This window comes from Kineococcus gypseus (assembly GCF_050871305.1).
GTDB lineage: Bacteria > Actinomycetota > Actinomycetes > Actinomycetales > Kineococcaceae > Kineococcus > Kineococcus gypseus.
This window is the reverse complement of record NZ_JBJLRD010000034.1, coordinates 25,588-46,255: the sequence shown is the minus strand read 5'-3', so window position 1 is coordinate 46,255 and position 20,668 is coordinate 25,588. Positions and strand designations below refer to the sequence as shown.

At 78.2% G+C, this 20,668-nt stretch carries 17 protein-coding genes and 1 rRNA gene; 6 read left to right on the top strand and 12 right to left on the bottom strand.

The annotated features are described in order from the left end of the window. Positions 1-95, top strand: a 5S ribosomal RNA gene (gene rrf, locus ACRYMN_RS13730); the annotation flags it as partial. 228 nt (positions 96-323) lie between these two features. Here rrf and ACRYMN_RS13725 read toward each other — a convergent pair. Further along, complete coding sequence (locus ACRYMN_RS13725) at positions 324-1,511, bottom strand: PucR family transcriptional regulator (RefSeq protein WP_432496051.1); 1,188 nt, start codon at positions 1,509-1,511, stop codon at positions 324-326. A gap of 268 nt (positions 1,512-1,779) precedes the next feature. Here ACRYMN_RS13725 and ACRYMN_RS13720 point away from each other — a divergent pair, with 268 nt between their 5' ends. From ACRYMN_RS13720 to ACRYMN_RS13705, 4 genes are all read left to right on the top strand, one after another. Continuing rightward, the gene (locus ACRYMN_RS13720; RefSeq protein WP_432496049.1) at positions 1,780-3,174 is read left to right on the top strand and encodes a D-alanyl-D-alanine carboxypeptidase family protein; all 1,395 of its coding nucleotides are present in this window, start codon (positions 1,780-1,782) and stop codon (positions 3,172-3,174) included. Beyond that, positions 3,174-3,989, top strand: coding sequence for a glycerophosphodiester phosphodiesterase family protein (locus ACRYMN_RS13715; RefSeq protein WP_432496046.1), 816 nt, complete (start codon positions 3,174-3,176; stop codon positions 3,987-3,989). Before ACRYMN_RS13720 ends, ACRYMN_RS13715 begins: the two co-directional genes overlap by 1 nt. A 7-nt stretch (positions 3,990-3,996) precedes the next feature. Continuing rightward, positions 3,997-5,352 carry an MFS transporter gene (locus tag ACRYMN_RS13710; protein ID WP_432496060.1) on the top strand — a complete coding sequence of 452 codons (1,356 nt, stop codon included), beginning with the start codon at positions 3,997-3,999 and terminating at the stop codon, positions 5,350-5,352. A gap of 237 nt (positions 5,353-5,589) precedes the next feature. After that, positions 5,590-5,937, top strand: a complete 348-nt coding sequence (locus ACRYMN_RS13705; protein WP_432496043.1) for an RNA polymerase-binding protein RbpA — start codon at positions 5,590-5,592, stop codon at positions 5,935-5,937. A gap of 133 nt (positions 5,938-6,070) precedes the next feature. On the opposite strand, the gene ACRYMN_RS13700 is transcribed toward ACRYMN_RS13705, so the two are convergent. The 4 genes from ACRYMN_RS13700 to ACRYMN_RS13685 form a co-directional block, all read right to left on the bottom strand. Continuing rightward, positions 6,071-6,775: an FxsA family protein gene (locus tag ACRYMN_RS13700; protein WP_432496040.1), complete on the bottom strand. Its 705-nt coding sequence runs from the start codon at positions 6,773-6,775 to the stop codon at positions 6,071-6,073. Further along, entirely contained in the window at positions 6,772-8,439 is a 1,668-nt protein-coding gene (gene lnt, locus ACRYMN_RS13695) for an apolipoprotein N-acyltransferase (RefSeq protein WP_432496037.1), read from the bottom strand. The genes ACRYMN_RS13700 and lnt overlap by 4 nt, the downstream gene beginning before the upstream one ends. A gap of 404 nt (positions 8,440-8,843) precedes the next feature. Further along, positions 8,844-10,436 (bottom strand): amidohydrolase, encoded by a 1,593-nt coding sequence (locus ACRYMN_RS13690; protein WP_432496058.1) that lies wholly within the window; start codon positions 10,434-10,436, stop codon positions 8,844-8,846. Between the two features lie 327 nt (positions 10,437-10,763). Next, the gene (locus tag ACRYMN_RS13685) at positions 10,764-11,645 is read right to left on the bottom strand and encodes an SCO4651 family lipoprotein (protein WP_432496035.1); all 882 of its coding nucleotides are present in this window, start codon (positions 11,643-11,645) and stop codon (positions 10,764-10,766) included. Between the two features lie 156 nt (positions 11,646-11,801). Between ACRYMN_RS13685 and ACRYMN_RS13680 the strand changes: the two genes are divergently transcribed. Then, complete coding sequence (locus ACRYMN_RS13680; RefSeq protein ID WP_432496033.1) at positions 11,802-12,755, top strand: 5'-3' exonuclease; 954 nt, start codon at positions 11,802-11,804, stop codon at positions 12,753-12,755. Between the two features lie 5 nt (positions 12,756-12,760). On the opposite strand, the gene ACRYMN_RS13675 is transcribed toward ACRYMN_RS13680, so the two are convergent. The 7 genes from ACRYMN_RS13675 to ACRYMN_RS13645 form a co-directional block, all read right to left on the bottom strand. Beyond that, positions 12,761-15,562, bottom strand: a complete 2,802-nt coding sequence (locus tag ACRYMN_RS13675; protein ID WP_432496030.1) for a DEAD/DEAH box helicase — start codon at positions 15,560-15,562, stop codon at positions 12,761-12,763. An 87-nt stretch (positions 15,563-15,649) separates the two neighbouring features. Next, positions 15,650-16,603: a diacylglycerol/lipid kinase family protein gene (locus ACRYMN_RS13670; protein ID WP_432496028.1), complete on the bottom strand. Its 954-nt coding sequence runs from the start codon at positions 16,601-16,603 to the stop codon at positions 15,650-15,652. 34 nt (positions 16,604-16,637) lie between these two features. Then, a complete protein-coding gene (gene tatC / locus ACRYMN_RS13665) occupies positions 16,638-17,405 on the bottom strand; it encodes a twin-arginine translocase subunit TatC (RefSeq protein WP_432496026.1) in 768 nt (255 codons plus the stop codon). A gap of 88 nt (positions 17,406-17,493) precedes the next feature. Next, positions 17,494-17,772, bottom strand: coding sequence for a Sec-independent protein translocase subunit TatA (tatA, locus tag ACRYMN_RS13660; protein ID WP_432496024.1), 279 nt, complete (start codon positions 17,770-17,772; stop codon positions 17,494-17,496). A 198-nt stretch (positions 17,773-17,970) separates the two neighbouring features. Next, positions 17,971-18,306 carry a hypothetical protein gene (locus ACRYMN_RS13655; RefSeq protein ID WP_432496055.1) on the bottom strand — a complete coding sequence of 112 codons (336 nt, stop codon included), beginning with the start codon at positions 18,304-18,306 and terminating at the stop codon, positions 17,971-17,973. Positions 18,307-18,490: 184 nt separating this feature from the next. Next, on the bottom strand, positions 18,491-19,495 hold the full coding sequence (locus ACRYMN_RS13650; RefSeq protein ID WP_432496021.1) for a helix-turn-helix transcriptional regulator: 1,005 nt from the start codon (positions 19,493-19,495) through the stop codon (positions 18,491-18,493). Next, complete coding sequence (locus tag ACRYMN_RS13645; RefSeq protein WP_432496019.1) at positions 19,492-20,658, bottom strand: helix-turn-helix transcriptional regulator; 1,167 nt, start codon at positions 20,656-20,658, stop codon at positions 19,492-19,494. Before ACRYMN_RS13645 ends, ACRYMN_RS13650 begins: the two co-directional genes overlap by 4 nt. Positions 20,659-20,668 lie beyond the last annotated feature (10 nt).

Sequence of the window (20,668 nt, the reverse complement as noted above, 5' to 3'; positions counted from 1 at the left end):
AAACGCCCGGTCACATTCCGAACCCGGAAGCTAAGCCCACCAGCGCCGATGGTACTGCCCGGGAGACCGGGTGGGAGAGTAGGACACCGCCGGCCACACACCCGTTGAGAAGAGGGCCCGGGGGGGGGGGGGGGGGGGGGCCCCCCCCCCCCCCCCCCGCCCCCGCGCCCCCCCCCCCCCCCCCCCCCCCCCCCCCCCCCCCCCCCCCCCGAGGCGCTCACCCTCCCCATGGTGCGGGCCGCGGGCGGATCCGGGCGGGTCCGGAGACGGACGACCTGGGGGTGTCTTCCTTGCCGGACCCCGGCAAGGAGCGGGCCTCGGGGTCAGGCCTCCGCGTCGTGCGGCCACCCCAGGGCCCGGGCGGCCAGGACGGCGGCCTGCAGCGCGAAGCGCCCGGCGGCGTCGGCGGGGTCCGCCCCGGTCAGCTCCCGCAGGCGCGCCAGGCGGTACGTCACGGCGCGCACGGACAGGTGCAGGCGGCGCGCAGCCTCGGTGGCGTTGCCGCCGGCGGCTAGGTACGCCTCCACGGTGCGCAGGTAAGGCTCCGGGCCGCCGCGCACGGAGCGCAGCGGGTCCAGCAGGGTGCGCACCAGGTCGCGGGCCGCGGCGCGGTCGCGCAGCAGCACCTCGTGCACCACGAGGTCGGCGGTGTCGGCGACCGGCTCGCTCCAGTCCAGGCGCTGGGCCAGGTCCAGGGCGCGGCGGGCCTGCTCGTAGGACTGCAGCACCGCCCCCGCGCCGGTGCCCGGGCGGCCCACCCCGGCGCGCCAGCCGGTGCGCGCGGGCGGTCCCAGCACCGAGCGCACGCGCTCGAGGACCTCGCGCACCGCGGCGCGGTCGGGGGCGGCCGAGACGACGACCACGGCGCCGTCCTTGGTGGCCACCAGCGCGTCGGCGTCGGCGGCGCTGCCCTGCAGGCGCCGCTCCAGGGTGGCCAGCAGCGCCGAGCCCTCGGTGTAGGCGCTGCGCGCGCGCACCACGGTGACGGTGTGCGGGGCGGCCAGGTCCAGGCCGTAGCGCTGGGCGCGCGCGACCAGGCCGTGCACGTCGGAGGTGCCGGTGAGCAGGTCGTCGACGAACTCGCGGCGGGCGGACTCCTCGCGGCGCACCAGCTGGCGCCGGGCCAGCTGGTAGCCCTCGGTCAGGGCGGCCACCGCGTCGTCGGAGGCGCGCAGGACCACCTCGCCCGCGTCGACGACCGCGGCCGGGTCCACCCCCGCCCCCGCGCCGGCCACCGGCGGCAGCAGGCGCCACAGCCGCCAGGCGGCGGACAGGTACAGGTCTAGCAGCGCGCGCAGGGCCACCCCGGCGCCGGCGGCCTGCTCCCCCACGAGGCGGTAGCGGGCCGTGCGCGAGGCGGGCAGCCGGCGCCGGTCCAGCACCGCGGTCCACACCTCGTCGAGGAAGTCGCCGAGCAGCGCCGGGTCGAGGCCGCCGGCGTCGCGGGCGGCCTCGGCGGCCACGTCGGCCAGCGCGCCCGGCCCCGGCGACGGGCGCTGCTCGGGGGGCACGCGGTCACTGTGCCAGGTGCGCCGCGGGCTCACCCCGGCGCGCACGGGCACCGCGCCGCCGCAGCGCGCGCACGCGCTGCGGTGGAGGTGATGAACGTCACAGGTGTCGTTCACGGCTACGTGTCGGAGCGTCGAGAGCCGACGTGACGGGGGGTAGTCTCACCGCCGGACGGGCCCGCAGGGGACCCTCCACGCCGGCGGCACGCTCCCTGGAGGGGCCCGCCGGGCCCCCGCCACCGCCGGGCTCGCGCCCCCGAACGTTCTGGACGTGCCGATCGTGCTGCACCACCGCCGCGCCGCTCGACCCGCTGCCGCCGCTGCCGCCCTCGAGGCTCCCGCGGTGCACGTCGACGCCCGCGCGGGCGGGGTGCGCCGGCTGGTGGCGCTGACGGCCCTGGGTGCGCTGGGCGCCGGCTGCCTGGGCCTGGCCGCACCCGGTGCCGCCGGCGCGGCGGCGCTGCCGGCGGTGCCGGTGGTGCAGGCGGTGGCCACCACCGACCAGGCCCCCACGGCCGAGCAGCTGGAGGAGGCCCGCCGGGCCGCGGAGCGCTCGCGGCAGCAGGCCGACGCCGTGCAGCAGCAGCTCTTCGGCGCGCAGACCTCCCTGGACGCCCTGGCGGCGCAGGCCAGCGCGGCGCTGGCGCGCTACCAGGCGGCGATGGAGGCCAAGGCGGCCGCCGAGGCCGAGGAGGTCGCCCAGCGCGAGCGCCTGGCGCAGGCGGAGGCCACCCTGGCGGAGGGCAAGAAGGACCTGGGGCAGTGGGCCTCGCAGGCCTACCGCGGCGGGGGCAGCCTGCAGCAGTACTCCAGCCTGGTCACCGTCCTGCAGCAGGGCCCCACCGACGAGGCGGCCAGCGCGCTGGCGTCGGTCAAGCGCATCGGCGACGGGCGCAGCAACGCGGTGCTGGCCTACGAGGAGGCCCAGCGGGTGCAGGCCGACGCCACCACGCGCGCGGCGGCCGCGGCCAACGAGGCGCGCGTGCAGGCGGAGCTGGCCGTGACGGCCAAGCAGCAGTCCGACGCGCTCGTGGAGCAGCAGCGCGTCAAGGTGGCCGAGCTGGCCGCGATGCAGGGGCAGGCCGAGGGCGCCGCCCTCAGCGACGCGCAGCGCGCCGACAACCTCGCGCGCGCCAAGGCCGAGGCGGACCAGCGCGCCGCAGCCGCGGCCGCCGCGGCGGCGGCCGCCGCGCGCAGCAGCCTGGGCTCGACGTCGGTCTCCGGCGGCGTGACCGGGCCGGTGGGCGAGTGCACCGGCGGGCCGACCGCCGGCTACGGCAACGGGCAGATCCCCACCTCGGCGCTGTGCCCGATCTGGGGCGCGCCCGGTCACGTGCTGCGCGCCGACGCCGCCGCGGCGTTCACGCGCCTGAGCGAGGCGTTCGCGCAGCAGTTCGGCGAGCCGATCTCGGTGACCGACTCCTACCGCACGCTGGCCGGGCAGATCTCCGTCGCGGCGCGCAAGCCGGGTCTGGCGGCGCGCCCGGGCACCAGCCGGCACGGGCTGGGCATCGCGGTCGACCTCGGCGGCGGCATCCAGAACGCCTCCTCCGCCGAGCACGTGTGGATGGACCGCAACGCGGCGCTGTACGGGTGGATCAACCCGCCGTGGGCGCAGAACCGCGGCGGGCAGTTCGAGCCGTGGCACTGGGAGTACATCGGCTGATGGCGCCACCCGCGCGGCCCGCGCCCCGGCCGCCGGCGCGCCACCCCTTCTGCGAGCACCCCGGTCCCCTGGCGGTGGCGCACCGCGGCTTCTCGCGCACCGGGCAGGAGAACACCGTCGCGGCGTTCGCGGCGGCGGTGGGGATGGGCTTCGCGTACCTGGAGACCGACGTGCGCGCCACGGCCGACGGGCGCCTGGTGGCCTTCCACGACGAGCGCCTGGACCGCGTCAGCGACGTGCGCGGGCGCCTGGCGGAGCTGCCGTGGTCGGTGGTGCGCGGCGCGAGCGTGGGCGGTGAGCACGTGCCGCTGCTGGAGGACGTGCTGGGCTCCTTCCCGCGCACCCGCGTCAACGTGGACGTGAAGACCCCCGCGGCGCTGGCCGGGCTCGGTGAGGTGGTGCGGCGCACCGGGGCGGGCGAGCGGGTGCTGCTGACCTCCTTCAGCGAGCGGCGCCGGCGCTCGGCGCTGGCCGGCGCCCGCGCGCACGGGGTGGTGCCGGCGACGTCGGCGAGCCTGCCGGGCACGGCGCTGGCGCTGGCCGGGGTCGCCGCGCGGTGCCGGGCGCTGGTGCGCGCGGCGCTGCGCGGGGTGGACGCGGTGCAGGTGCCGGTGCGCCACCGCGGCGTGGCGGTGGTCGGCGAGGCGTTCGTGGACGCGGTGCACCGCGCGGGCGCGCAGGTGCACGTGTGGACCGTCGACGAGCCGGTGCAGATGCACGCGCTGCTGGACCTGGGCGTGGACGGGCTGATCACCGACCGCGCCGACGTGCTGCGCGAGGTGCTGCGCGCGCGCGGGCAGTGGGTGCCGGGGTGAGGGAGCGCTGAGCGCGCCGCTCGGCCCGGCGGCGCACCCGCTGCGCGCCCGGCGCAGCTGGTACGTGTACGACTGGGCCAACTCCGCGTACGTGACCACCACGCAGACGGTGCTCTTCGCGCCGTACCTGACCGTGCTGGCGCGGCGGGCGGCGTGCGGCCCGGTCACCGCGGGCTGCACCCGCACCCTGGACGTGCTGGGCGTGGGCGTGGCCCCGGGCTCGCTGGCGCTGTACACCACGACGCTGGCCACGCTGCTGTCGGCGCTGCTGCTGCCCTTCGTCGGGGCGCTGGCCGACCGGGTGCGGCGGCGCTCGCACCTGCTGGGGGCCTTCGCCTGGCCGGGGGCGGTGGCGGCCACGGCGATGGTGGCCCTGGGCGGGGATCGCTGGGAGCTGGGGGTGCTGCTGGCGCTGGTGGCCACGGTGTCGCTGACGGCCTCCAGCGTGGTCAACGACGCCCTGCTGTGCGACGTGGCCGCGCCCGCCGAGCGCGACGCGGTCTCCTCGCGCGGCTGGGCGGCCGGGTACCTGGCCGGCTTCGCGCTGCTGGCGCTGAACCTGGCGGTGGTCTCCTCCCCCGGCGCGCTGGGGCTGGACGAGGAGGGCGCGGTGCGCCTGTCGCTGGCCTCGGCGGGGCTGTGGTGGGGCGTCTTCACGTTCGTGCCGGTGCTGGGGCTGCGCCACCTGCCCGCCCGCGCGGCGACGGCGCAGGCGCTGGACGCCGGGCGCGGGCCGCTGGCACCGGTGCGCCAGCTGGTGCGCACCCTGCGCGGGTTGCGCCGCTACCCGCAGGCGCTGCGCTTCCTGCTGGCGTACCTGGTCTTCAACGACGGCATCCAGACGGTCGTGGCCGCGGCCAGCGTGTACGGGCAGGAGGAGCTGGGCTTCGGCGCCACGCAGCTGATCGCCACGGTGCTGCTGGTGCAGGGCGTGGCCTTCGGCGGGGCGCTGCTGTTCGGGCGGCTGGCGCGGCGCTTCGGCGCGCAGCGCAGCGTGCTGGGCGGGCTGGTGCTGTGGTCGGTGGTGGTGCTGCTGGCCTTCGCGGTCCCGCGCGGGGCGTTCGGGGCGTGGCTGGCGCTGGCGGTGCTCATCGGCCTGGTGCTGGGGGGCACGCAGGCGCTGGCGCGCTCGATGTTCAGCCGGCTGGTGCCGGTGGGGGCCGAGGCGGAGTACTTCGGGCTGTACCAGGCCGGCGAGCGAGGCACGAGCTGGCTGGGCACCCTGGTGTTCGGGCTGGTCGCGCAGGTCAGCGGTTCCTACCGCCCGGCGCTGGTGGCGCTGCTGGCGTTCTTCGTCGTCGGCGGGGTCCTGCTGGCGCGGGTGGACACCGCCGCGGGGGCCCGCGACGCCGGGCAGGGCTGAGGGCGTCGGCCGCGGGGCACGGGCACCGGCGGGCCGGGCGTGGCGCCCCGGTGGTTGAGAGAACGACGAGCAACGGATCAGTCACTGAGAGTCGCCGACTCGCTGCGTTCTGCACACGACCTCCACATCGAGAGACGCACGTCACCGGAACAGCGCCCCACCACGCGACGTTCTACCCGGCGAGTCCCCTCCCCCCGGGTCCGCGGGAGGGCAGGGAGCCTTACGTGGGGAGGTCACATGAGCGAGCGCAACCTCCGGGGGTCCCGTCTCGGGACCGCGAGCCTGGAGAGCGAGACCGGCGTCGAGCTGGCCGAACGTCAGAACGTCACGTACCACTGCCCCAACGGTCACACCACCGTGGTGCCCATGTCGATGGAAGCCGACGTGCCGCCGCTGTGGGAGTGCCGCTGCGGCGAGGAGGCGCTGCGTGCCGACACCGAGGCGCCGGAGAAGAAGACCGGCAAGCCGGCCCGCACGCACTGGGACATGCTCCTCGAGCGGCGCACCATCGCCGAGCTCGAGGTGCTGCTGGACGAGCGCCTGGAGCTGCTGCGCAGCCGGGAGCTGATCAAGCGCAGCGCCTGAGCACCAGGCGCACCGCGCGAGCCCGGATCGAACCGGGCACCGACGGCCGGCCCACCCCCTCGGGGTGGGCCGGCCGTCGCGCGTGCGGCACCACCGGCACCACCACCGGCACCACTAGCGGCGCTCGCGGGCCTCACCGCCGCTCGCGCCCGCCGCGCCCCAGGGCGCGCGGCCCGTCGCCGCGGCCGGGCCCGTCCTCGGGCGGCACCCCGCCCTCGACGACCTCGCCCTCGACGACCTCACCCTCGACGACCTCGCCGTCCACGACGCCGCCGCGCGCACCGGGCCGCGCGGCCCGCGCCAGGCGCTCGGCGGCCCGCGGGTCCAGCCCGGCGCGCAGCAGCGCCCTGCGCACCCGGGCGCGCAGCACCCGCGCACCCAGCCGCCGCAGCAGCGCCCGCGTCGGCGGCAGCAGGCACAGCAGGGCCAGCACGTCGCTGAGCAGCCCCGGCAGCACCAGCAGCGCGCCCCCGGCCCCGACGAGCACCGCGTCGCCGACCCGGCCGCCGTCGCGGCGGCCTGCGGCGGCCACCGCCCCCGGCGCGGTGCCCGGGAAGGGCCCCACCGGCAGCGGCGCACCCGCGCGCAGCGCCCGCAGCGCGCTGCGGCCCGCGCGGCGCAGCACGGCCGCGCCCGCGACGGTCTCCACCAGCAGCAGCACCAGGACCCCGAGCCCACCCACGACGCCGGCCAGCTGCGACAGCAGCCACACCTCCACCGACAGCAGCACGAGCAGGCTCACCAGCACCAGCGCCCAGCGCGCCGGCCGGTGCCGGCGCACCGGGCCGCCGGCGCCCGCCGAGGGCCCGAGCGGGACGGGACCGGGCGGGGTGCTCACCGCCGCACCGCACCGGCCGGCGCCGGCGCCGCCGCGCCACCGCGGGCAGCGCCACCGCGGCGCACCCGGCCACGCGCGCGCGGCCCGCGGCGGGCGCTGAGCAGCAGCAGCCCCGCCAGCGCGCTCAGCGCCAGCTCGGGAGCGGCGCCCAGGCGCGTGGACAGCGTGGTCGTCGAGCGCAGCGCCACGTCCCCGCGCAGCACGGCGGTGGTGAACAGCTGCGTGCGCTGGTGCGCGACGCCGTCGGGGGTGATCAGCGCGCTGACGCCCACGGTGGACACGTGCACCACCGCCCGGCCCGACTCCACCGCCCGCAGCTGCGACATCGCCAGCTGCTGCACGGCCTCGTCGGAGCGGCCGAAGGTGGCGTTGTTCGTCTGCACCACCAGCGCCTGCGCGCCGGCGCGCACCGCGTCGCGCACCGTGTCGTCGAAGGCGACCTCGAAGCAGATGACGTCGCCCAGGCGGGCGCCGGCGGCGCCGATCACGCCCACGGCGTCGCCGTGCACGAAGTCGCGCCCGACCAGGTCGACCTTGTCGCTGAAGCGGCGGAAGAACTCCCGGTGCGGGACGTACTCGCCGAAGGGCGCCGGGCGCTGCTTGACGTAGTGCCGCCGCGGGTCCTGCAGCGCGCCGTCGATGCCCTCGCGCGGCGTGGCCAGCAGCGAGGTGTTCGACACGAAGCGGCCCGGGCCGTCGACCACGGCGCCGACGAGCACCGGCGCGCCCACGTCGGCCACCGCGCGCTCGATGACGCGCTCGGCGTCGGGGTTGGCGTAGGGGTCGATGTCGCTGGAGTTCTCCGGCCAGATCACCACGTCCGGGCGCGGGGCGTTGCCGGCGCGCACCTGCTCGGCCAGCGCGGCGGTGGCGCGGGCGTGGTTGTCCAGCACCGCGCGGCGCTCGTCGTTGAAGCCCAGGCCCTCGCGCGGGGTGTTGCCCTGCACCGCGGCCACCCGCAGCGTGCCGTCCTCGGCGGCCACCGGCCGCGGCACCAGCGCGCCGGCGCCGAGCACCGCCAGCGCACCGAGCACCGCCACCGCCGCCGGCAGCGCCCGCGGCACCGCGCGGCGCGCCCCGGGCGGGGCGGGCAGGCGCAGCAGGGCCCGCGCGGCCACCGCCAGCAGCGCCCCGGCCAGCGCCACCGCGAACGTGACCAGCGCGGTGCTGCCCAGGGAGGCCAGCGCCAGGGTGGGCGCCTGGGCCTGCGAGAACGCCAGGCGCCCCCACGGGAAGCCCTCGAAGGGCACCCGGGCGCGCGCGGCCTCCACGGCCACCCACCCGCACGCCACCGCCAGCGGGCCCAGGTGGGCCCTGGCGCGCTGCAGGCGCGGCAGCACCGCCCCCAGGCCGGCGTAGAACAGCGCGCAGGCGGTGGCCAGCGCGAACCACGGCAGCAGCCCGACGTACGTGCCGCTCCAGGCCAGGTGGGGCACGGCGAACGCCTCGCCGAAGAGCAGTCCGGCCAGCGCGCCGCGGCGGGCGCGCACGCCCCCGGTGGCCAGCGCCAGCAGCGCCACGGCCAGCGGGGCGGTCCACCACAGGCCCTCCGGCCGCAGGGCACCGGGGAAGGCCGCCCAGGCGGCCACGCCGCCGGCCAGCGCCAGCACGGCCGTCGTCGGCCGGTTCGGGCTCACCGGGGCGGGCAGCGGGTCTCGGTGCACCGCACGAGCGTACGCGGCGCGCCGCGCGAGCAGACAGGTCGGGTCCGCTGCGACCCCTCGGGCCGTCGCACGCCCCGTCGGCCACGAGGCGCACGCCGTTGTCTAAGGGCCGCGCGGACCCGACCTCGCCCACTCCGGCCGGTGGTCAGCGCCCGACGTCGCAGGTGGTGCGGCTGCGGCGGCGGGTGGGTAACCGGGCCGGCCGGCTTCCCCGTCGTGGGCTGCGTGATCGAAACTACTCGGACGAGCGGCGCTGTCAACCGCCGCGTGACCTGCGCGAACGCGCGTCCGTGCTGGTCAGGGGCGCGCCCCCGGACGCCGATCCGGCGCCGCCGTCGGCGTGTCGGCGAGCGTGTCGGCGTGTCGCGGCCGCTCCCGCCCCCCACCGGTCCCCCCGCGGGGGGTCAGCCGCCGAGCTCGTCGTGCACCAGCGCGCCGTCCACGGCGGTGCGCAGGCAGCGCGGTGCCGGCGCTCCCGGGGCCAGGTCCGGCAGGCCCGGGGTGCCCGAGCGCGCGTCCGTGCTCCACCCGGACAGGCGCCGGTCCGGGGCCTGCACGACGAGGTCGCCGGCCTCCCAGACCGCGTAGGTGGCCGGCGCGCCCGGGCGCAGCACCCCCGGGTGCCCGCGCCCGGCCAGCCGGTGCCCGCCGCGGGTGTGCGCCAGGAACGCCGCGCGCACCGAGACGGCGTGCTCCTCGCGGTGCGGGAACGCCGCCGCGCGCACCGCCCCCCACGGGTCCAGCGGCGTCACCGGCGAGTCCGAGCCCAGCGCCAGCGGCACGCCGGCGGCCGCCAGGGCCGCGAACGGGTGCAGCAGCGCGGCGCGCGCGGGCCCCAGCCGCCGCTCGTAGGTGCCCGCCGGAGCGCCCCACAGCGCGTCGAAGGCCGGCTGCGTGGACACCCCCACCCCCAGATGCGCCAGCACCTCCACGACGTGGGCCCCCGCGGCCACGGCGTGCTCGACGCGGTGCCCGCGCCCGCCCAGCGCCGGCGCGCCCAGCTCCCGCGCCACGTCCTGCAGCGCCGCGGCCAGCACGTCCAGCGCGGCGTCGCCGACGGCGTGGAAGGCCGCCTGCACGCCGGCGAGGGTGCACGCGCGCAGGTGCGCGCGCACGGCGTCGGCGTCCAGGTGCAGCACCCCGCGCTCGCCCGGCGCGTCGGCGTAGTCCTCGCGCAGCGCCGCGGTGCGCGAGCCCAGCGCCCCGTCCACGGCCAGGTCCCCGCCCACCCCGGCCAGGCGCACCCCCTGCGCGGCCAGCTCCGCGACCAGGGCGGCGACCTCCCCCGGCTCGCGCAGCGCCCGCGCCAGGTACGGCACCACCTCCGGCAGCGCCTCGCGGCCCTCGGCGCGCTCGGCGCCGCTGCCCGGCCCGGCCAGCGCCGCCAGCGCCACCAGGTCCCCCGGCGGCGCCAGCGACGGGCCCGACATCTCGTGCACCGCCCCGATGCCCGCCGCGGCCGCCGCCCGCAGCGCCGCCCGCCGCGCCGCGTCCGCGCTCGCGGCGTCCAGCGCCTCCCAGCGCGCGTCCAGCGCCGCCGCGTGCGCCGCCCCGCGCACGGGTCCGTCCCCCTCCCCGCCGGGCAGCCCCCGCAGGCCCGCCCGCTCGGCCAGGGCCGTCGAGACCAGGGCGCTGTGCCCGTCCACGCGCGAGAGGTGCACCGCCGCTCCCCCGGCGGCCGCCGCCAGCTGCGCGCGCGTGGGCGGCTCCTCCCCGCCCGGCCACGTGCTCTCGTCCCACCCGGCGCCGACCACCAGGGCGCTGCCGCCGCGCGCCGCGCCCGCCACGGCGTCGAGGACCTCGCGGGCGCTGCGCGCCCCGGACAGCTCCAGGCCCGTGGCGCGCAGCCCCGTCTCGGTCAGGTGCACGTGGGCGTCGACGAAGGCGGGCGTGACCAGCGCCCCCCGCAGCTCGACGACCTCCTCGTCGCCGCGCGTCCACGCCCCCGCGGCCTCGTCGGGTCCGATCCAGGCCACCGCGCCGCCCTCGACGAGCATGGCGGTCGCGAAGGGGTCCGCCGGGCTGTACACGGCGCCGCCGCGGTACAGCTGGCGCGGCGCGGGCTCGGGTGCGTCCACGCGGGCAGCCTAGGCAGTACCGGTGGCGCTCCCCCGGCGGGTGCAGCGGCGCCTGTGTTCCTCGAACGTGCGCGTTCCGGCGGTGCGCGGCTCGGGGCAGCGACCGGTGCCATTCGTGCGATCACATATTTTGATCGCGATAAGCGGAAGTTACTTACCTGTCGAGGGGTGCGCCGACGGTCGACCCCGGCAGCAGCAGGGCCCGGCCGGTTCCCCGGCCGGGCCCTGCGCGTCGTGCTGCGGCCCTCAGGCGCCGGCGGTCGCCGGGGTGCCGGCCGGTGCGGGAGCCTGCGGGGTCTCCCCCAGCGGCAGCTCCGTGACCGTGGCCGGGTCCGGGGCGGCGACGTCCACGTCGCTGCCCCAGTCGTAGTAGTCCATGCTCACCGTGGCCTGCACGCCCTCGGGGCCGGCGACGTCCACCGTCAGGCGCGCGGGGCGGTTCTCGTCGTCGACGTAGAGGGTGAAGGGCACGCTGCCGACCTCGGCGGCGGCGCGCTCGGCGTCCGGGGTGCGCTGCTCGGGGGGCAGCTGCTCCAGCGCCTCCGCCAGGTCGACGCTGCCGCGGTAGCCGCGGGTCTCGACGCCGCGCACGGTGGTGCCGGGCACCTCCTGCACGTCGCCGGCGACGGCGCGCAGCTGCTCGAGCTGGCGGGCCGGGTCCAGCGTGCCGGCGTCCACGCCGACGGCCGCGGCGTCCAGCGGCAGGCGCACCCACTGGCCCCGACCGGTCAGCGGGGAGCCGGAGGCGTACGCCACGTCGTCGACCACGCGCAGCTCCACGGACCCGCCGCCGCCCGCGGCGCCCGTGGCGGCCGGCAGGGCGACCTGCACCCGCACGGCCTCGTCGGCGGAGTCGAAGGCGCCGTCGCCGGTGACCGTGACCGCCTGCTCGCCGGGGGCGGTGCCCTCGACGCTGAAGGAGAACTTGGCGCTGCCCGCGGTGGTGGAGGTCTCGGCGGAGGCCTGCACGACCTCGTAGGCGGACAGCTGCGTCGTGGCCGCCGGCGCGGCGGCCTGCTCGTCGGCGCCGCACGCGCCCAGGCCCAGGGCGAGGGCGGCGGCGCCGGAGCCGGCCAGCAGGACCAGGCGTCGGCGCGGCGTGCGGGTGGTTCGGGCGGTGGTGTGCACTGCGGTTCCTCCTCGTCGCGGCCCGCCCGGTGGGTACCGGGCGAGGACGTCCACCCCCAGGGTGCGCCACGGGCGCGGCGCGCGCGTCCTCCCGCGGGTGGGAGCCGCTGCGACGACCGGGGGACCCGCGCGCGCCGGCGGTGCGAGGATCCGGGGGTGCCCCCCTCCCCCGCCCGCGGGCGCCTGCTGCTGCTGGACGCCGCCTCGCTGTACTACCGCGCCTTCCACGGGGTGCCCGCGACGCTGACCGCTCCCGACGGCACGCCCGTCAACGCGGTGCGCGGCTTCCTGGACGCGGTGGCGCACCTGGTGGCCGAGCACCGCCCGGCGCGGCTGGTGGCGTGCTGGGACGACGACTGGCGCCCGGCCTTCCGGGTGGCCGCGCTGCCGTCCTACAAGGCCCACCGCGTCGGCGCCGACGGCGCCGAGGACGCTCCCGCGCAGCTGCTCGCGCAGGTGCCCGTGATCGTCGACGTGCTCGCCGCGCTCGGGCTGGCGCGGGTGGGCTGCCCGGGGTTCGAGGCCGACGACGTCGCGGCCACCCTGGCCGCGCGCGCGGTGCGGGCCGCGCGCGCGGCGGGCGGTGCGGCGGACGTGCTGGTGGTCAGCGGGGACCGGGACCTGTTCCAGCTCGTGGACGACGCGGCCGGGGTGCGGGTGCTGTACGTGGGTCGCGGGGTGCGCCGGGCGGAATCGGTGGACGCGGCGTGGCTGGCGCAGCGCTACGGCGTCGCCGGCGGGACGGGGTACGCGGACCTGGCGGTGCTGCGCGGGGACCCCTCCGACGGGTTGCCGGGGGTGGCGGGGATCGGCGAGCGCACCGCGGCGGCGCTGCTGGCGCGCTTCGGGGACCTGGCGGGGGTGCGCGCGGCGGCGGGCGACCCGGGCGCGGGGGTGCCGGGCGGGCAGCGGCGGCGGCTGCTGGAGGCGGCGGCGTACCTGGACGCGGCGCCGGCGGTGGTGCGCACCGCGCGGGACGCGCCGGTGCCGGAGGTGGACGACGCGCTGCCGGTGGCGGCGGCGGACCCGGGGGCGCTGGAGGAGCTGGTGCGGCGCTGGGGGCTGGGCTCGAGCGTGCAGCGGGTGCTGGCGGCGCTGGCGGCGGGCTGAGCGGGTCAGGTCAGGGAGGTGTGCGCCACGACGCCGCGGCGCACGGCGTCCACGGCCTCGCGGGCGGCGGAGCGCACGGCGGGGTCGAGGGAGGCGGAGGCGATCTGGTCGAGCAGGTCGACGAGCTGCTTGCAGCGGCGCACGAAGTCGCCGGCGGCGAGGTCGGCGTCGCGCAGGACGGCGTCGAGGCGGTGCCCGGAGGCCCAGCGGTGCACGGCCCAGGCCAGGCCGGCGTCGGGTTCGCGGGTGGCGGGGACCTTGTGGTGGTCCTCGCGGTCGGTCAGGTCGCTCCACAGGCGCACGGTGGTGGCGATGGCCTCCTCGGCGCGGCGCGGCACGCGCTCGGTGGGGGCGCCCTCGTCGCGGCGGGACTCGTGCACGAGGACGGAGACGGCGGCGGCCAGGTCCGCCGGTGCCAGGCCGCTCCAGGCGCCGTGGCGCAGGCACTGGGCCACGAGCAGGTCGGTCTCGGCGTTGATGCGGCGCAGGGTGCGGCCGGGGTCGGTGACGGCGGTGCCGTCGGCGGTGAGGTAGCCCAGTTCGGCGAGCAGGTCGCACACGCGGTCGAAGGTGCGGGCGATGGTGCCGGTGCGTCCTTCGATGGCGCGCTGCAGGGCGCGGGTGTCGCGGGCGAGCTTCTCCTCGCGCACGGCCCAGCGGGCGTGCTCCTCGCGGTCGGCGCAGCCGTGGCAGGGGTGCGCGCGCAGCCGTTCGCGCAGGTCGGTGAGGACGGCGTCGTCGCCGGCGGCGCCGGTGGGGCCGGTGGCGCGGCGGCGCGGGGGCACGTCGCCGCCGCCGACCTCGGCCAGGGCGTTGCGCAGGGAGGAGGCCAGGTCGCGGCGGGCCTGGGGGCTGCGCCAGTTGAAGGTGCGCGGCACCTTCACGCGGGTGACGGGTTCGACGGCTCCGGCGAAGTCGTGGGCGGAGACGGTGCGCACCTGGCGGTCCTGGCTGAGCACGCGCGGGGAGGGCCCGTCGAAGCCCTTGCCGTCGACGAGGTCGAGCACGACGCCGTAGACGTCGCGGCGCCCGCCGGGCAGGCGCACGACGTCGCCGGTGCTCAGGGACTCCACGGAGCGGCGGGCCTCGGCGCGGCGCTCGGCGGCGCCGGCGCGGCTGAGCTCCTTCTCGCGCTCGCCGATGCGCTGGCGCAGGGCGAAGTACTCGGCGAAGTCGCCGAGGTGGCAGGTCATGGCCCGGCGGTAGCCGGCCAGGGCGCTCTGCTGGTCGCGGATCTGGCGGGCCTGGCCGACGACGGCGCGGTCGGCCTGGAACTGCGCGAAGGAGGTCTCGAGGATGTCGCGGGCGCGCTCGCGCCCGACCTGCTCGACGAGGTTGACGGCCATGTTGTAGGTGGGCCGGAAGCTCGAGCGCAGGGGGAAGGTGCGCCGCGAGGCCAGGCCGGCGACGGCCTCGGGGTCGGTGCCCGGGCCCCAGACGACGACGGCGTGGCCCTCGACGTCGATGCCACGGCGGCCGGCGCGGCCGGTGAGCTGGGTGTACTCGCCGGGGGTGACGTCGACGTGGGTCTGCCCGTTCCACTTCACGAGGCGCTCGAGGACGACGGAGCGGGCGGGCATGTTCACGCCCAGGGCGAGGGTCTCGGTGGCGAAGACGGCCTTGACGAGGCCGGCGGCGAAGAGGTGCTCGACGGTCTCCTTGAAGACGGGCAGCAGGCCGGCGTGGTGGGCGGCCAGGCCGCGCTCGAGGCCGTCGAGCCACTCCCAGTAGCCCAGGACGGCCAGGTCGGAGGAGGGGATCTCGGCGCAGCGCTCCTCGGCGAGGGCGCGGATGCGCTTGCCCTCCTCGGGGGTGGTCAGGCGCAGCCCCCAGGCGACGCACTGGGCGACGGCGGCGTCGCAGCCGGCGCGGCTGAAGATGAAGGTGATGGCGGGCAGCAGGCCGGCGGCGTCGAGGACCTCCAGGACCTGCGCGCGGCTGGCGGTGCGCCCGCCGGGCGGGCCGGAGCCGTGGCGCCCGCCGCCGGGGCGGGTGCGCCCGCGCCCGCGGCCGGCGGCGGCCACGCGGTCGGTGCGCAGCTGCTGGCGCGACATGGCCACGAGCTCGGGGTTGACGATGGCGCCGGGCACCAGGGAGCCCTCGTCGCCCTCGAGGGGGTCGCCGGCGGGGTCGGTGAACAGGTCGTACATCCGGGTGCCGACGAGCAGGTGCTGCCACAGCGGCACGGGGCGGTGCTCGGAGACGACGACCTCGGTGTCGCCGCGCACGGTGTCCAGCCAGGCGCCGAACTCCTCGGCGTTGGAGACGGTGGCGGACAGCGAGGCGACGAGCACGTCGGAGGGCAGGTGGATGATCACCTCTTCCCACACGGCGCCGCGGAAGCGGTCGGCGAGGTAGTGCACCTCGTCCATGACGACGTAGCCGAGGCCGTCGAGCAGGGGGGAGCCGGCGTAGAGCATGTTGCGCAGGACCTCGGTGGTCATGACGACCACGGGCGCCTCGCCGTTGACGGAGTTGTCGCCGGTGAGCAGGCCGACGCTGGCGGCGCCGTGGCGCTCGGCGAGCTCGGCGTACTTCTGGTTGCTCAGCGCCTTGATGGGGGTGGTGTAGAAGGCCTTGCGGCCGGTGCGCAGGGCCAGGTGCACGGCGAACTCGCCGACGACCGTCTTGCCGGCACCGGTGGGGGCGGCCACGAGCACGCCCCGGCCGGCCTCCAGCGCCCGGCACGCCTGCAGCTGGAAGCCGTCGAGGTCGAAGCCGAGCGTGCTCGCGAACTGCGCGAGCTCGGTGCGCGACTCCTCGGTGCGACGGCGCGCTGCCGCGTAGCGTTCCGCGGGGCTCGCCATGCCGCGACAGTACGTCACGGCCACCACCGGTGCGCGCCGACCCCCGGGGCGCCGCGCGGGCGCGCCCGGGGGTCGGGCGCGCCCGGCTCAGGCGAGCACGTGCAGGGCGCCGGGGACGGCCTCGCAGGTCAGCGGCAGGCGGCCGACGGGCTCGCCGTCGGCGTGGGGGCGCGGGGTGCGCGCGCGGCGCACCGCGCGCCCGCCGGGTCCGCCGGGTCCGCCGGGCGCCTCGACGGCTTCGAGGCGCACGTGGCGGGCGCGGTGCACGTGCACGGCCGCCGAGCCCAGGTGCCGGCCGCCGCGCAGGCGGGTGAACAGGTGCAGCGCCGGCAGGGCGCTCAGCTCGTCGACGACGACGACGTCGAGCAGGCCGTCGGCGGGGTCGGCGTGCGGGGCCACGGCCAGGCCGCCGCCGTAGCAGCGGGTGTTGGCCACCGCCGCCAGCAGCACGCGCCGGTGCACCACGCGCCCGTCGAGCTCCAGGCGCAGGCCCACGCCGCGGGCGGTGGCCAGCTCGCGCAGGGTGGCCAGGGTGTAGCGGGCCGGTCCGCGCGGCCAGGGCCAGGAGTTGGCGCGCTCGTTGACGAGGGCGTCCAGGCCGGAGGCGAGGATGCTGGCGTACCAGCGCTGCCCCTCGGCGCTGCGCACGCGCACGGCGTCCACGGCGCGGCGGCGGCCGGTGCGCAGCGCGTCGGACAAGGCCGCCACCGAGGCGACGGGGTCGCCCAGGGGCAGGTGCAGGCCGCGGGCGACGTCGTTGCCGGTGCCGGCGGGCACGATGCCCAGGGCGGTGCCGGTGCCGGCGACCTCCTGCACGGCGGCGTGCACGAGGCCGTCGCCGCCGACGACGACGAGGGCCTGCGCCTCGCCGGCCACCTGCCGGGCGGCGCGGCGGGCGGCGGGCAGGTCGGGGCCGGACAGGTCCGTCACGGCGTGCCCGAGGCGGCGCAGCTCCGCGCGCACGCGCGCGCCGGCGGCGAAGCCGGCCCCGCGCCCGGCGGTGGGGTTGACCAGCAGCCCGACGGGGCCGGGGCCGCTCACGCGGGCCCGGCCCCGTCGGGCTGCGGCGGGCGGCTCAGAGGGGGCTGGCCTCGTCGTCGGAGAGGTTCGCGAACTCACTCTCCCCGGCGCGGCGGGCGCGGCGCCGGTCGTTCCACAGGCACACGCCGATGGCCAGGAAGAACAGCACGATCAGCGGGCACGCCATGACGATCATGGTCAGCGCGTCCGGGGTCGGCGTGAAGACCGCGGAGAAGACGAAGCAGAGGAAGACGACGATGCGCCACTGCTTGAGGATGGCGCGCCCGGGCACGAGGCCGGCGAAGTTCAGCGCGACCAGCAGCACCGGCAGCAGGAACGCCACGCCGAACGCCAGCAGCAGGCGCATGACGAAGGACAGGTAGCTGGGGGCGTCGACGAAGTTGAAGGCGTCGTCGGGGGTGAACTGCTGGATCAGCGCCAGGGTGGTCGGCAGGATGAAGTACGCCAGGGCGACGCCGGCCACGAACAGCGGCGCGCCCACGGCGACGAAGCCGACGGCGTAGGCGCGCTCCTTGCGGGTCAGGCCCGGGGTGACGAACGCCCACAGCTGGTAGATCCACACCGGGCTGGAGACGATCAGGCCCACCCACAGGGCGCCCTTGACCTGCAGGTCCAGCGGGCTGATGGCCCCGGCGAAGTTCAGCCCGCCGCGGCCCTCGGAGAAGGCGTCGAAGGGCGCCTCCAGGCCCGGCAGGACCAGGTTGGGCCACAGCCACCAGCCGGCCGCGGCGCCCACGACGACCCCGAGGGCCGCGCGGAAGAGCCGCTTGCGCAGCTCGTCCAGGTGCTCGCGCAGGGGCATGCGCCCCTCGGGGTCCTTCGGCGCGCGCCGTCGGAGAGTCGTGACCGCCACGTCGCCGGGGCCTCCTGTCAGCGGGTCGGCGGGGGCGTCAGCGCTCGCGCGACGCGCTGGGCGCCTCGCTGCTGCGCGTGCCGTTCAGGTGGGCGTCGGTGCCGTTGACGCGGCCGTCGTCGATGGCCTTGGGGTTGAACCCCGTGCCGCGCTCGGCGACGTCGTCGTCGTCCTTCTGCATCTCCTTGACCTCGCTCTTGAAGATGCGCAGGGAGCGGCCCAGCCCGCGGGCGGCGTCGGGCAGGCGCTTGGCGCCGAAGAGCAGGAGCAGAACGACGACCAGCACGATGATGTGCCAGGGCTTCAGTGCGCCCATGGTGCTCAACCTCCGTAGGGGGACGGTGCACCGCCATGGTACGTCCCCCGCACGGCGCACCGGACCCGCCGCGCGCACCCGGACCGGCGCGCCGGGTGCTCGTCACCCGCGCGCCACGCGCCCGTCACCGCCGGCTCGCCCGGCCGGCGCCGGTGAGCGCCCGCGCGCGCCGGCGAGCGCCGCCCGCCGGGGTGCGGGTCAGCGCACCGACAGGCCGCGCCCGGCCAGGCCGGCGAGGTCGTCGCAGGAGTCGAGCACGAGGGCGAAGTCGAGCACGTCGTCCCAGGCGATGGTGGCGCCGCGGCGCTCCTCCATGGCCTCGGCGGGGATGACCCAGCGCTCGACGGACACGCCGCCGGAGACCAGCAGGGCCACGACGTCCTCGCTGGCGGGCTTGCGCACCTCGTCCTTGCACTGCGGGCAGTCGAAGGCGTAGAAGGAGCGCTCCTTGGCCGAGCAGACCACGAGGCGGACCTGCTTGGGGGTGAGCTCGACGTCGCCGCAGCAGGGGCAAGAGGCCTTGATCGTGGTCATGGTGCGCACCTTCCGTTCGTGGTCCAGGCGGCTGTCCGCCGTGCGACCCCCACTGCTTCGGCACGGACCCGCGTCCGCTTGAACCCCTCCGTCGGGGCCCGGCCGGGCACAGCGTGGCACAGCGGAACCACCGCCCGTGGCCACTTGTGCACGCAGCGCGAGGAGGTGGTGGGGCGCTGCGGCGTCAGCGCGCGGTGGTGCCGGCGCGCTCGTAGGCGTCCAGGGCCCGCAGCGCCGCCTCGCGCACCTCCACCGCCAGCTCCGGGGGGTCCACCACGCGCGCGCCGGCGCCCAGGCGCAGCAGCAGCCGGCGCACCCAGCGGGTGTCCGCCGAGCGCAGCCGCACCCGCAGCGAGGCCTGCTCCCAGGCGCCCTCGGGGGCGGTGGTCACGGACTCCACGGGGTAGTAGTCCACGACCCACGCCGCCTGCGGGGCCAGGTCCAGGGTGACGACCAGGTCGTCGGGGCTGGCGCGGAAGAGGTCGGAGTCCACGTCGCGCGAGACCGCGCGCGCCGGCGGGGTGCCGTCGACGTCGAGGACCTCGGCGCTCTCGATGCGGTCCACGCGGAACAGGCGCACCCCCTCCACGCGGTGGCACCACGCCTCCAGGTACCAGCGCCCGTCGACGGTGACCAGGCGCATGGGGTCCACGTCGCGCTCGGTGCGCTCGTCGCGGCTGGGCACCAGGTAGGCCAGGCGCAGGCGCCGGTGCCCGGCCAGCGCGCGCCGGCACGAGGCCAGCACGTCCGCGAGCACGGCGTCGTCGCCGGGGCGCACGTCCACGCGCACCGCGCCGGCGGCCGCGGCGGCCTCGCCGGTGGCCTCGGTCAGCTTGGCCAGCGCCCCGTCCAGGGCGTCGCGGTCGTGCAGGCCGGGCACCTCGGCCAGGGTGCGCAGGCCCACGAGCAGGGCCACGGCCTCGTCGACGGCCAGGCGCGCGGGGCGGGCGATGGGGTCGGCGTTGGTCAGGTACACGCGCCCGGACTCCCAGCGCGCGTCGATGAGGTCGTCGGGCAGGTGCCCGGGGGTGCCGCAGACGAAGAGCAGCTCGAGGTCGTGCACGAGGTCGTCGGTGCTCAGCCCGAAGTGCTCGGCGGCCTCCTCCAGCGGGATGCCCTGGTGGCGCAGCAGGTAGGGCACCATCGCCAGCAGCCGGGAGAGGCGCTCGGTGGAGGCGCTGCCGCTCACGGCGCGCTCCCGGCGGTGCGCTGCGGCGCGGTGCCCGCGGCGGTGGACGCCTCGCCGGCGGGGTCGAGCCCGGCGGGGTCCAGCCCGGCGGCCCCGCGCAGCCGGCGCAGCACGGCGCTGCGCAGCTCGGCGGGCTCGAGCACGACGACCGCGTCGCCGTAGCCGGCCAGCTCGTCGGCGGCGCCCTCCACGTCGCCCACGTCCACGCCGACCTCGTCGAACACCTCCCCGGCCGTCTCCCCCGCCGTCTCCCCCGCCGTCTCCCCCGCCGTCTCCCCCGGCACCCGCTCCCTCCCGGCCGCGCCACCGGCCACGGGCGCGGGGACGACGGCGGTGGCGCGCCGGCGCACGGCCAGGGCGCTGCCGGGGCGCACGAGCAGGCGGGCCGGTCGGGTGGTGCGCTCGCCGACGCTGCCGGCGACGACCTCGCGCGGGTCCAGGTCGGCGGGCACCTCGTACGAGCCGGGCCGGCCGATGCGCTTGACGGCGGAGGACACGCGCGAGAGGCGGAAGACGCGCACGGCGCCGCGGTCGCGGTCGTGGCCGACGAGGTACCAGCGCCCGTGCCAGCTGACGATGGCCCACGGCTCCACGTGCCGGGTGGTGGCCTCCCCGCCGGCGCGGCGGTACGAGAAGGAGACCGGCGCGCGGTCGCGGGTGGCGGCGTACAGCGGGTCGAAGGCCGGCTCGCTGGTGCGCACGCGCGGCTCCAGGCCCACCAGGGAGGACTCGTCGGGCTCGACGCCCAGGCTGCGCAGCTTCACCAGGGCGCGGGTGGCCGGGCCGGCCAGGCTGGCCTGCTGCCACACCCGGCTGGCCAGCGAGAGCACCGCCAGCTCCGCGGGGGTGAAGGCGATCTCCGGCAGGGCGTACGCGTCGCGGTCGATGCGGTAGCCGGCCTCGTCGCCGAAGAGGGGGTCCTCCCCGCCGGTCTCCAGGGGCACGCCCAGCTCGCGCAGGTCCTCCTTGTCGCGCTCGAACATGCGCTCGAAGGCGACGGTGGTGGCGCAGTCGGCGTACTGCGGCACCGCGGAGCGGATCTGCTCCTTGGTCAGCCACCGGCGGGTGGCCGACAGGGCGATCACGAGGTTGAGCAGGCGCTCGGTGCGCCGCGCGCCGCGGGCGGCGGTCGCCGCGCCGCTGCTGGATCCGGAGCTCGCCATGGTGGACTGG

What these genes read in the sequence shown, in the direction of transcription:
- ACRYMN_RS13690 (WP_432496058.1), bottom strand. Translation starts at nt 10,436, where the DNA reads ATGCTCGTCGAGGGCGGCGCGGTGGCCTGGATCGGACCCGACGAGGCC.
- ACRYMN_RS13645 (WP_432496019.1), bottom strand. Translation starts at nt 20,658, where the DNA reads ATGGCGAGCTCCGGATCCAGCAGCGGCGCGGCGACCGCCGCCCGCGGC.
- ACRYMN_RS13675 (WP_432496030.1), bottom strand. Translation starts at nt 15,562, where the DNA reads ATGGCGAGCCCCGCGGAACGCTACGCGGCAGCGCGCCGTCGCACCGAG.
- tatA (WP_432496024.1), bottom strand. Translation starts at nt 17,772, where the DNA reads ATGGGCGCACTGAAGCCCTGGCACATCATCGTGCTGGTCGTCGTTCTG.
- tatC (WP_432496026.1), bottom strand. Translation starts at nt 17,405, where the DNA reads ATGCCCCTGCGCGAGCACCTGGACGAGCTGCGCAAGCGGCTCTTCCGC.
- ACRYMN_RS13705 (WP_432496043.1), top strand. Translation starts at nt 5,590, where the DNA reads ATGAGCGAGCGCAACCTCCGGGGGTCCCGTCTCGGGACCGCGAGCCTG.
- ACRYMN_RS13715 (WP_432496046.1), top strand. Translation starts at nt 3,174, where the DNA reads ATGGCGCCACCCGCGCGGCCCGCGCCCCGGCCGCCGGCGCGCCACCCC.
- ACRYMN_RS13655 (WP_432496055.1), bottom strand. Translation starts at nt 18,306, where the DNA reads ATGACCACGATCAAGGCCTCTTGCCCCTGCTGCGGCGACGTCGAGCTC.